Below are 11,132 nucleotides of genomic sequence, written 5' to 3'. Positions count from 1 at the left end.
AAAAGGAATTTCAACTCCTCCAAGAATCATTTTCCTGCTATCGACCAGCCGATGCACATCGTATCCCTGACCAACTCTAATATTCATGTGATAATTCATTCTTTATACGCCTTCAATATAAGAGCATCGGATGTTTTCTCTATTTCATCAATATTCATTGTGAGTTTCTTGTACTGTCCGTTCAGCCACAAATTTGTTTGATCGGAATAATGATTGCTATAAGGTTGCCCGCTTTGACCCAGAGTAAGGATGGTCAGGGGATGCGAGAGATCATTCATACTAACGATTCTTCTCATAGAAGCGCCCAACAATATCTTGAATTGTGGGTCCGAATAATGATACTCCGTATTATTGACCGTGGTTGTGTTCCCCCCCATGGAATACGTTCCGACATTAAACAAATAATCCAGCGGTTTTTGCTTTCCGAGCGGATGTTCAAAAGTAAGGCTATGTAATTTTCCCCAAGTCCAGCCGCCGGGTTCTCTCCCAAGCCGTTCACTCAGCAAGTCCACTGCATCCCTGAGCGACTGCCGAATAATTTCATCGCGGTTTTCAATTTCCTTCGTGCGAACATCATCCCACCATAATGACGATTTGTTAATCAAAAGCTGAGTCGTAACGCGCGTCGGTACATTCGACAGTTTAATGAATGACTCAAATAATGACTCACCTATTTCATCTTTATAGAGATGCGCCAATAATTTTTGAAAAAAAACATTAAAAATTGCGGCTCCGCGACTGTCGTGCGCCATATTCAAATCCCAGTGCTTCAGAAAAAGATACGACTCACTGTATTGATAATTTACAGCATCTTTTGATCCTGTGTAAATGAATAATGAATCATCTTTACAAGCTTCAAGAATATAGGGAACCACTTCCTTTGCATGGAATGAATAGAAATCTTTCTGCAAAACCTGAATATCTTCAACGCTGAATTTCGCTTTTGAATTGAGAAATTCATCGATTCTTTTTATCCGTGAGGGATGCTCCCAATAGTTAGATACAAAATACGATGTCCATGTCCCGGTGATTTTATTGTTCGCCGATGCCAGATATCCGGCATCCGGATTAAAGCTGTACGGTAGAGACTCGAATGGCACTGTCCCATACCAATCATTCAACTTAGTCGTTCCATCTAACATTGCAATTCCATTACCGTTTCGCCGAATAGGAATCCCGGACATGCATTGGTAACCGATGTTCCCGTCTTTATCGGCATAAACAACATTTAAACCGGGTACCTTGTAAGTCTTGGAAGCTTCCCGAAACTCCGGCCAATTCCTCGCCACATTCATTTTCCAAAAAGCGGTGACTTCTCCGCTCGCATCATGCCCGAGCCATCGAACAGAAACTGCGTCCGTTTGATCATTTGAAATATCATATATGCCATTCACGACCGGGCCACGGTGTGTGAATGGAATTGAATACACTATGGAGATTGAGTCTTTGATTGCTATTTCCTCACTTGTCCACTTTAGTTTTTCCCATCTTCCGTCGATCAGATACATACTGTCTTTAATTTTTTCTTTATAAAAATCAGCGTCATCGCACATTACGTTAGTCACTCCCCATGCAATATCGCGGTTATTGCCTATAACAATAAACGGCGATCCTGGCAGCGCAAAACCCGTCACATCCCAGCTGTCGGCTATTAAATGCATTTCGTACCAGGTGCTGGGCACTCCGTGGCCTAAGTGCGGATCATTACCCAATATGGGTTTACCGCTAACGGAACGGGCGCCGCTTACGACCCAATTATTGCTCCCAACAGAAAATCCGGTGCTGCCAATTAACTCTTTCACAAATAAGTTTGCACTGACAAACTCATCTAAGATTCCGGAATAGCGATGCCCTGGATTGCTGATAAAATCATTCTCTTCGTAACGACCTTCCGTAACAGTCTTAGGCATTGTACTATTTAAAAATCCGGGAGGCGGATCTTTAACAATTACTGGAGCATCGTCGGGGAATTGCGGTAGTATATCCTGCGTTTTTTGAAAACTTACGCTATCGAGCATCTTGTCATATGTCACGTCTACATACCATCCCATACTTAATTGCCACGCCATTAACCTCGCTATGCCAATACTGTTCTCAATCTTCCAGTCTTTTGGTGAGAACCCGAGCAGAACAAACTCGATAGGATAATTATCATGATTGGAATGAATGAACCTGTTAACGCCGTCCGCATAAGATTGGAGCAATGTGCGTGTTCGCCCGTCAAGACTGTCTGATATCATCTTTGCAGTGCGCGCAAATCCAATAGTTCGCAGGGCTTTGTCTGCTGAAAGAGTTCGGGAACCCAGAACTTCTGACAGGCGTCCTTCCGACACCCTTCGAAGAAAATCCATCTGCCACAACCTGTCCTGAGCCTGCGCATACCCTGCTGCAAACATTAAATCATTCTCGTTTGACGCAACGATATGCGGAACGCTATACGAATCACGAATAATTTTAACATCGGACATGAGTCCATTTAGGCGTACTTCGCCTTTAACTTGCGGTTGGGAACCCATAACGAGAAAATAGACGGTGACCACGATCCCGGTAAAGAGGATTCCGATAAAAATCACCATTCCCCACACTATCCGCTTTTTTCTTGTCAATTCCATATTTTTAGGCGTGTATTTCTTTGCGGCGTTTAATGACCGAGGCAACGATACTCATGATCATGATACCCATCACACTATAAAAAGAAATGGTAGTAACCCAAATCCCCAATCTGAATTCAGAGGGTTCGAATCTAAATTCGATGATATGCTCTCCAGGCGGAACTTGAACCGAGCGTAAGATATAATTGGATTTGTAGATTTCGGTTTCTAGTCCGTCGACAAACGCTTTCCACCCGTGCGGATAATATACTTCGCTTAAAACTAATTGCGAAGGCTTGTCGACGTAGGTTTTGACAATGATACGATCAGTTGTAAACTCTTTGATTTCCGCGGAACTCGAATCAAACGGCTCTATCGCAACGGGCGGTTTTTTTTCAAGAAGTACGGTTTCCGCGGGATTAAACGATTGGGAGTTCAATAATCCAAAAATAGCCGATTTGTCTGCTTCTACGATTATTTGTTTAACAAAAAACGCTCGCGGAAGCCTGTTTTTATTTTCGTAGATAAGCGTTTTATTCGCTTCATCCAATTTACTCAGGAAAAACCCTTTGCCTTGCGGGAGCTGGCCGTTCGCAATCAAGTACTTCACATTAAGCATATTCACCACGTTCATATTGATCGGAAATTGCGGGTCGACGCCTTTATAAAGTGCAAAATCAATGATATCCTGGTAAATCCTCATTTTCGCGGGACTGTAGCCACCAATGCTTTGCAACTCATAATAAGTCCACGCCGGAGATCCTGACTGAGCATGCTCCAATAGCGAAAATATTCTGAAATTGGTGGTGTCAGTTCTCAAAAAGCGGATAGTCTCGGTCTCCTGAAATTCATACGTCATTCCGGCGCGCGCCTGTGGACGCAATATTTTCTTATTTAAGCTAAGAGTGTCAAATACCAGCACGATAAGCAAGACGGGCATCGCAACCGAATAAGATATTTTTTCACGCAGATAGAAATATATCAGGGTTAAAATGATCTCGAGCATAATAGCGAATTTTACAAAACCGCCGCTCAACGCATCGAACCGCAATTGCTTCAATTGAGCAATCTGGGGGGCGCTGTAGCGCTTTACATCGTCCTCCGCCAGGAGTGAGAACGCATTAGAAAAACCGCTTTTGAATAAGATCGTAATGATTAAGAGCACGCCGATACCTGCCATGAGGTACAAAACAGTCTTTTCAAACGCCTTGCGTTTTTTTTGTTCCTCAGCGGTAGGATTAAAAATATAATCAAGCCCATAACATGCAAGCAGCGAGACCGTAAAAGCAAATAGTGATAAAATCATGGACGGAACACGGAATTTACTAAAAAACGGCAAGACGCTCAGCATCAACTGGAAAAATGGTTCAAAAAATCTGCCAAATGAGATCAGCAGTGCGAAAACGGACGTTGCAAACAGGAATTTGGTCATCATATTGCGACGATATATAACTCCAACTATCGCGGCAACCATCGGCAAAAGGCCAAAATAAAATGCGGAAGAGGTAAATGTCATCCAACCCCAGTAATAGGGGCTTTCAAGTCCAAAAAAAGTCGGAATAAAGAATGTTATAAACTCCAGAGGATGAAAAGACCACATCGTAATATAATCAAACGTCATCCCGCTTCCTGCGGCCATAGCCGTTGATTCACTTAAAGCCGGAGGGACCGCGCGCATCGTTACATCGGAATAAACATATAATGAAAAATAATTAACCGCTCCAAACGCAAGCCCAACCAGCATTGCTGTGGATAACCCTACCCCGTTCTTTAAAAGGCCCGCTTTGTCCGTTTTATACTGATCAATAAATAGGAATACAAAATAAATTCCAAGCATCAGGAAAGCATAATAAATGATCTGAGTGTGTCCCGGATCAAGAAAAAAAGTTCCCATGATAAACCCCATTACAGACCAATTTAATATGTTTCGATCTTTGAAGTATCGAAAAACGCTCCACACCACGAGCGGAATATACGCGATCGTCTTAACTTTTCCGCCATGACCGGCTGCTACGGATGCGACGAAAAAATTGCAGAACATATACGCGACCGCCGCAACCAGCGAGATCAAAGGGCTGAATCCAAGTTGCCGGGCAAGCAGAAACATAAATACACCGGCAAAAAAGAAAATGGCTACTTCCCACGAATTGTCACGATTAAAAAAAGCAAGATTCACTGTCCAATTAACGTAAGTCATAGGATTGGCATAGGTCTGATATTTATAAATTGGAATATGCGCCGGATCGCTGTACATGCCGCTGGCAAAATTAGGCATTCCGGAAAACGTGTACGGAAACCATAGAGGCATCGAACCTTCTTTTTCAATCAGACTTTGCCCAGCTCTTGAATTACTAATGCTTGCGGATATATCACCGCCGGTTGTAAAAACTTTGTTCTGCAATACATAATCGCTAAACAAAAAAAGAACCAATACGTACAAAAATAATACCGCTAGCGCATCCTTCTGCCAAGTTTTCAGAACCGGCGTAGCTTGTCCCTTATCGGTTTTTAGTTTGAGGTTAGGTTTTGCCATGATGATTCCAATACATGTGGGAGATAGTTATTCGGAAAAAAAGTAATTAAAAATTCAATGAATATCAAAATGTATTTTCGGGTCAAACTTGAACAAATCTTCATAAAGGGTTATATTCAGTTGAAATAACAAAAGACAATCCCCATATAGTATATGTATTTGAGAACCCCATTATACGATATTCTGAAAACTCAAGGCGCAGTATTTGAAAGATATGATGAATTTCAATTTGAGCTCCCTGCCCATTTTGTATCTGTAGAGCAGGAATACCGGTCTTTGAAACAGTCGTGTGTGGGCATTGATTTTTCGTACTATGGTTGTATTAAACTAACCGGGAAGCATGCGCGGGATTTTTTAAATAGAATGTCAACCAATAATCTAAAGAACCTGAATATAAATGAATTTGCATCAACTGTATTGACCAATGATAAAGGCCGGATCATTGACTTGATCATGTTGTATCGTTTAGAAGACGGGCTTTTGATAACTACTTCACCACAGAATCATGACAACATCATCGCTTGGCTGGAAAAGTACATCATTATGGATGACGTCAAGATCGAAAATCTTTCGTCCAAAATTATTCAACTCGGATTGATAGGCCCACGAAGTTCCGAAACTATGTTCAAGATGACAAGAATGGATCCGCCTAAACAAAATCAGGTTGTCCAATTTTTGATAGATGGGATCAATATTTATGTCGCACCTTCACATCAACTCGATGAAGGGTTTCTTCTCATAACCGATATTTCCTTGATCGATGCATTGTGGAATTTATTTGTTACGCAAGATATCGGCTTCTGCGGAATGGACGCATACTTAGCCGCTCGCATTGAACAGAGGAAACCGATTTTTCGGCGAGAACTTACCGATAAATATAATCCGCTTGAAGCAGGATTAACTCAAGCGGTCAGCTTCAATAAGGGTTGTTATATTGGACAGGAAGTCATTGCAAGACTGGACAGTTATAACAAAATTCAAAAACACTTGGTTCAACTTAAATCTGAAGAGCCTGTTTTGCATGGCAGCAAGATTATGGCAGATAACAAAGAAATTGGCATTATTACCAGTTCTTCATACTCATACAGCAACAAACAAAACCTATCATTAGGTTATGTAAAAACTGAATTTACATCTGAAGCCGCGTTAAGTTTGATAGATATGAATGGCAGATCAATTCGTACAGAAATTTTGCCCGTAAATTCAAAAATAACTTGACAATGAGAATTAAATTCTTTATTATTCGGGAGTTGGGACACCTGACTTTAGGAGAGATAAATGAAAACAATGACGAAAAAAGACGTATCAAAACGCGTCGCGGACAAATTGAACGATAAGGTTCATAACGTTGAACATACTGTAGATATTGTCTTTGAATCCATTCGAGAAATTCTTTCTGAGGCTGATCCCGACGTTCGCATTGAAATCCGCGATTTCGGAGTGTTTGAAGTAAAAACCACCAAAGCAAAACCAAAAGCTAGAAATCCTAAAACCGGCGAAATAATTTACGTTCCGCCGCGCCGGAAAACCCACTTCAAACCGGGTAAACTTCTTAAAGAAGTTCTGAAACAACCGTTGAAGGATATTTAATTTCTAATAAAAAAAAAGTCTAAAAGCCATGGCCTATCAGTCATGGCTTTTGTTTTTTTGTATGAACCCAGGTAGAATTTTGGCAATTGATTATGGTGAACGCAGGATTGGACTTGCTTTGTCAGATCCCATGCGAATCATTGCATCAGGGCTGACCACGATTCAGGTCCAAAACGAAAACGCGGCAATTCAGAAAATAAAAAAACTCGTGAACGAACATGAGGTGATTCAAATCGTTATGGGCAACCCGCTCGACAAAAATGGCAGCGAAGGTACCAAAGCTCAGAAAGTTAGAATATTCGCCGAAAAACTACGGCAACAAATTCCATTAGATATTGTTTTCTGGGATGAACGAATGTCATCGGTAACTGCTCTGAAAATGCTGGTCGAGGCTGAATCTAAAAAAAAACGTCGCACCAAAGAAAAAATTGATGAATTAGCTGCCGTAGTGATTTTACGCCATTATCTGGACGCTAGCTTTTAAAAAATGGTTAGCCTAACTTCGTCTTGACCATATCCTGAATTTTCTTACCGTCTGCCTGACCTTTCACTTTCTGCATTACCGCCGACATCACTTTGCCCATATCCTTTGCGGTTTGCGCTCCGAAATCTTTAATAGTCGCTTCAACAATCGCTAACAACTCTTTTTCGTCAAGAGGTTTAGGCAGATATTCAGAAATAATCTCCAATTCCTTCTTTTCTTGATCGGCCATGTCCTGGCGTCCGCCTTTTTCATAAAGCTCTATTGCCTCTTTCCGTCGTTTTGCCTCTGCCAGTAAAAATGATATCCCGTCATCGGGCGTAAAGTTATTCCCTTTTTCAATGACCACTTTCTGAAGACTTGCTTTCATCATGCGAATCGTGTCGAGTCGCATTTTGTCACCGCTTTTCATGGCGTTCTTCAGGTCGGTATTGAGTTTGTCGATCATGTCATTTTGAACCATAGATATTCCTCTGTATTAGTTTGATGTGGTTACGATGGTATTTCGTGCGGTTTAAACGGCAGTGAAAAGCTGAACTCAGTCCATTCGCCTTCAAGGCTTTCGTATGAAATGTTTCCGTGATGCTTCTCAATAATGCTGTAACTGATTGAGAGTCCCAATCCTGTACCTTGTCCGACCGGTTTCGTAGTGTAAAAAGGATCGAAAACTTTTGATTTGACCTGATTTGAAATTCCAAGTCCATTATCCCTGATGCTAACTATAATACCGCCCTTAGGATTATTTTTTGTAACAATATCAATACGGCCCAGTATTTGAGAAGTGCCGTGGTTTGCATATTTTATTTCTATCGCCTGTGCGGCATTGATCAGAATATTAAGGATTACCTGGTTAATCTGGTTGATATAACAATAGATTAGGTTGGTCGCTTGATAGTCTTTGTTGATCTTGAGTACATGTTTAAACTGGTTCATAAAAAGCTTCACCGTTGTATCAATCGAGTCGTTGATATTCACCTCATTGAGTTCTACTTCATCCAAGCGTGAAAAATTACGCAGATCAAGTACTATGTGGCGAATTCTTTCCGCAGCATTTTTTATGCTGGCCAACAACGTATCTAGGTCTGATATAACAAATGCGTAATCAATCTCTTTTTTGAATTCGCCGAGCTCTCTCTGAAAGTCTAAATTATCAACATATTTTTCTTCATACTTTACAATGATCTTGCGTAGTACGTTCACATAATCTTCAATGTATACGACATTGCCGGCCAGCACCGAGGTTGGATTATTAATTTCATGCGCGACGCCGGCGACTAATTGCCCCAATGCAGCCATTTTTTCGGATTGTACCAGCTGCGTTTGAGTTTGTTTCAGCTTTTCCAATATACTTTCTAATTTTTCTTTTTGAAGAACGATCTCTGAAGTTCGCTTTTGCACTTCAGACTCAAGATATTCATTACGCATTCGAATCCGCTCCAGATTAAGATTAACACGGATACGATAAACAGTATAGGATACATAACCAAGACAAACTCCAACCAGTAAAATAAAAAATGGGTTCATCCAAATTGGGGCGGGTACCGTAAAACGGACAACCGCCGGCGTTGCGCTTTTAGCATTCTCGCTGTTCTTCATTTTGACGCTGAAAGTGTAGTGACCCGGACTAAGGTTGGTATAACGCACTTCGTTTCTTCTAGATGGAGCAGACCATTCTTTGTCAAACCCTTCAAGCATGTATTGATAAGAATTATCTTTTTCATTTATGAATGATAAACCGGCAAATTGAAAGACAATATACTTACTATCCACCTCTTCCAGTAACTCCCTTTCATCTGGTGAAAGACGGGTAAACTTCATAACGGAATCATTAGCAATGATACGTTCAATGTAAACCAGCGGTGAAACTTTTGAATGAACTGTTGAATCTTCTGAATAACGCGTCAGTCCTCCAAAATGCGCTATCCAGATATTGCGGTTTGAGTCAATGAAAAAGCTGTTATTCGTAGTTGGATCGTCGACCCTCAGCCCACGCCCTTTATTCAGCAATCTCTCAAGTTCAGGTGGCGAAGTATTTTGATTGAAACGTCCGTAGCCTTTGCTCCCTATCCACAACCGATCGCTTCTGTAGTCATATTCGATGACCGGTACAATGTTATCCGCAAGACCCAAACCTTTGGCCTTATAATTGGTGAACGTCGAACCGTCAAATTTAGAAAAGCCCATATCGGTGCCTATCCAGTAGGCCCCCTCTCCGTCCTGCGTCACTACATTAACGGTATTGTCCTGAAGTCCGTCGGAGGTAACCCATATTCTAAATTTCAGTGAATCAAGCTTCTCCTTGTTATCAATACGTGCAAGCCCTCCGTTTATACCAAGCCAAATGCAGTCTTGCTTGTCAACAAAAACACACCAAATCTGGTTGCCTGGTAAGCCGTTTTTATTATCATAAAAATAACTTTTTCCTCTATCATATACGATTAGGCCGTTCAGCGTCCCAAACCACATCGTGTTCTGATTATCTTCTGCAATATCTAGAATTGGTGAATCGCTGATACGATAGATTTCCTTATGATCCGTGACTGTTCCATTGCGGTAGGCAAATAAATTCCTCTCTGCCCCAATCCAAAGAGTTTCTTTGCTATCGTTTTTCAATGACCACACGGTGTTGCCTGATTTTATCCAATTTTTAGAAATGGAAACTAATTTTTTGCCGTCAAATACATCCACGCCATTGTCGGTACCGATATAAATATTCCCACGCGTATCTCCCGTTACAGCATTGGCCACATTCGCAGAAAGCCCTTCCTTCATTGTAAAATTATAGATATTCTGATACGGTATCTTAAAACATCCGCCTCCATCCGTTCCAACCCAAATAGTACCTTCCCTGTCTTCCAGAATCGAATGGCAACTGTTGGTAGAAACATTCTCGTCAACAAAATAATTTGTCAATTTATTATTGTTCCATCTACAAAGGCCCGCATCGGTTGTAATCCAAAGCGAGGAATCAGAGGCAAAAACCATGGCGTGTATATTGGGATCAAGTAATCCGTCTTTAACCGTAAGGCGCGATATATACATGGAATAATCTGTCGCTTTTTCTTTTCTAAAAGCCTCATAGTCAAATACAATCAACCCTTGATTTGAGCCAACAATGATACGCCCTTCATTATCCGCTACAATATCTGAATAGTCCTGGATGCCGCTGACCGCAAAATTCATGAATTGATCCGTATTGTTTTCGTTTGAATGCGTCAACAATGTAAAACCGTTTTTCCCGGAAAACCATACATTGCCGTTTCGGTCACTAAACGCATTGCGGTACGCATTACTTGCCAGCCCGTCTTCTTTCGTGTAGGATGTAAATTTTTTTCCATCAAACTTTGAAACACCCCCATAACTCGTTGTGAACCAGTAAATACCTTTACGGTCTTTCGTCATTTCAAAAACCGTTCCCGGACCTAACCCGTCGCGGCTAGTATAATTCACGAACGTATTACCGTCAAAGACAGAAACACCGTCTTCCGTGCACAACCATATCTTTCCATCATCGTCCGCAAAAACACTGCGCACAACGTTACTAATCAGTCCATCGTCTTTACTATACACTGTAAATTCGATACCGTTGTATTTAGCAACGCCACCGGCTGTGGCAAACCATAAATATCCGCTTCGATCCTGAACAATATCCCATACTTGCGCATGCGGAAATCCTTCATTGATCGTATAGTACCTAAAATAAAGCTGTTGCGCTGTCAAAGCATTAATGGAGAGACTCTGGAGAAAAGCAACTGCCAGAATAGCATGCCGCGCAATTTGAAAAGCCCGTGTCATGATTTATGCATTGTCAAAGGATGGTTCAACAACGAGGAAATGATTTTTTTTGAATTGAAATGTATCAAAAATATACTTTTTTCAGAATATAAATGCAAAGAAAACATTATTGAATATGTCCTGAAAAAGCCTTAAATAATAT

8 protein-coding genes are annotated in these 11,132 nt (G+C 41.2%); 3 read left to right on the top strand and 5 right to left on the bottom strand.

The window, feature by feature from the left end; all coding sequences use genetic code 11:
* The 3 genes from F9K33_13655 to F9K33_13645 all read right to left on the bottom strand — a co-directional run.
* The coding region (locus F9K33_13655) for a 2-C-methyl-D-erythritol 2,4-cyclodiphosphate synthase (protein KAB2878354.1) at positions 1–87 on the bottom strand (87 nt) is incomplete at its 3' end.
* Between the two features lie 8 nt (positions 88–95).
* The gene (locus tag F9K33_13650) at positions 96–2,657 is read right to left on the bottom strand and encodes a penicillin acylase family protein (protein ID KAB2878352.1); all 2,562 of its coding nucleotides are present in this window, start codon (positions 2,655–2,657) and stop codon (positions 96–98) included.
* Positions 2,617–5,124: a YfhO family protein gene (locus F9K33_13645; GenBank protein ID KAB2878351.1), complete on the bottom strand. Its 2,508-nt coding sequence runs from the start codon at positions 5,122–5,124 to the stop codon at positions 2,617–2,619. Before F9K33_13645 ends, F9K33_13650 begins: the two co-directional genes overlap by 41 nt.
* 153 nt (positions 5,125–5,277) lie before the next feature.
* Here F9K33_13645 and F9K33_13640 point away from each other — a divergent pair, with 153 nt between their 5' ends.
* From F9K33_13640 to ruvX, 3 genes are all read left to right on the top strand, one after another.
* Positions 5,278–6,342 carry an aminomethyl transferase family protein gene (locus F9K33_13640; protein ID KAB2878350.1) on the top strand — a complete coding sequence of 355 codons (1,065 nt, stop codon included), beginning with the start codon at positions 5,278–5,280 and terminating at the stop codon, positions 6,340–6,342.
* Between the two features lie 60 nt (positions 6,343–6,402).
* The gene (locus F9K33_13635) at positions 6,403–6,714 is read left to right on the top strand and encodes an integration host factor subunit beta (protein ID KAB2878349.1); all 312 of its coding nucleotides are present in this window, start codon (positions 6,403–6,405) and stop codon (positions 6,712–6,714) included.
* A 61-nt stretch (positions 6,715–6,775) separates the two neighbouring features.
* On the top strand, positions 6,776–7,198 hold the full coding sequence (gene ruvX, locus F9K33_13630) for a Holliday junction resolvase RuvX (GenBank protein KAB2878348.1): 423 nt from the start codon (positions 6,776–6,778) through the stop codon (positions 7,196–7,198).
* Positions 7,199–7,205: 7 nt separating this feature from the next.
* Here the strand turns inward: ruvX and F9K33_13625 are convergent, their stop codons facing one another.
* Both F9K33_13625 and F9K33_13620 read right to left on the bottom strand, forming a co-directional pair.
* The gene (locus F9K33_13625) at positions 7,206–7,658 is read right to left on the bottom strand and encodes a GatB/YqeY domain-containing protein (GenBank protein KAB2878347.1); all 453 of its coding nucleotides are present in this window, start codon (positions 7,656–7,658) and stop codon (positions 7,206–7,208) included.
* Between the two features lie 29 nt (positions 7,659–7,687).
* On the bottom strand, positions 7,688–10,990 hold the full coding sequence (locus F9K33_13620; GenBank protein KAB2878346.1) for a hypothetical protein: 3,303 nt from the start codon (positions 10,988–10,990) through the stop codon (positions 7,688–7,690).
* Positions 10,991–11,132: the final 142 nt, after the last annotated feature.

It is taken from the genome of bacterium, from assembly GCA_008933615.1.
Classification (GTDB): domain Bacteria; phylum CLD3; class CLD3; order SB21; family SB21; genus SB21.
The sequence above is the reverse complement of the archived record's forward strand: the minus strand, read 5'-3'. Positions and strand labels throughout refer to the sequence as shown.

Coding starts and splice junctions, on each gene's coding strand:
- F9K33_13620 (KAB2878346.1), bottom strand. CDS start 10,990: ATGACACGGGCTTTTCAAATTGCGCGGCATGCTATTCTGGCAGTTGCT.
- F9K33_13640 (KAB2878350.1), top strand. CDS start 5,278: ATGTATTTGAGAACCCCATTATACGATATTCTGAAAACTCAAGGCGCA.
- F9K33_13625 (KAB2878347.1), bottom strand. CDS start 7,658: ATGGTTCAAAATGACATGATCGACAAACTCAATACCGACCTGAAGAAC.
- F9K33_13645 (KAB2878351.1), bottom strand. CDS start 5,124: ATGGCAAAACCTAACCTCAAACTAAAAACCGATAAGGGACAAGCTACG.
- ruvX (KAB2878348.1), top strand. CDS start 6,776: ATGAACCCAGGTAGAATTTTGGCAATTGATTATGGTGAACGCAGGATT.
- F9K33_13635 (KAB2878349.1), top strand. CDS start 6,403: ATGAAAACAATGACGAAAAAAGACGTATCAAAACGCGTCGCGGACAAA.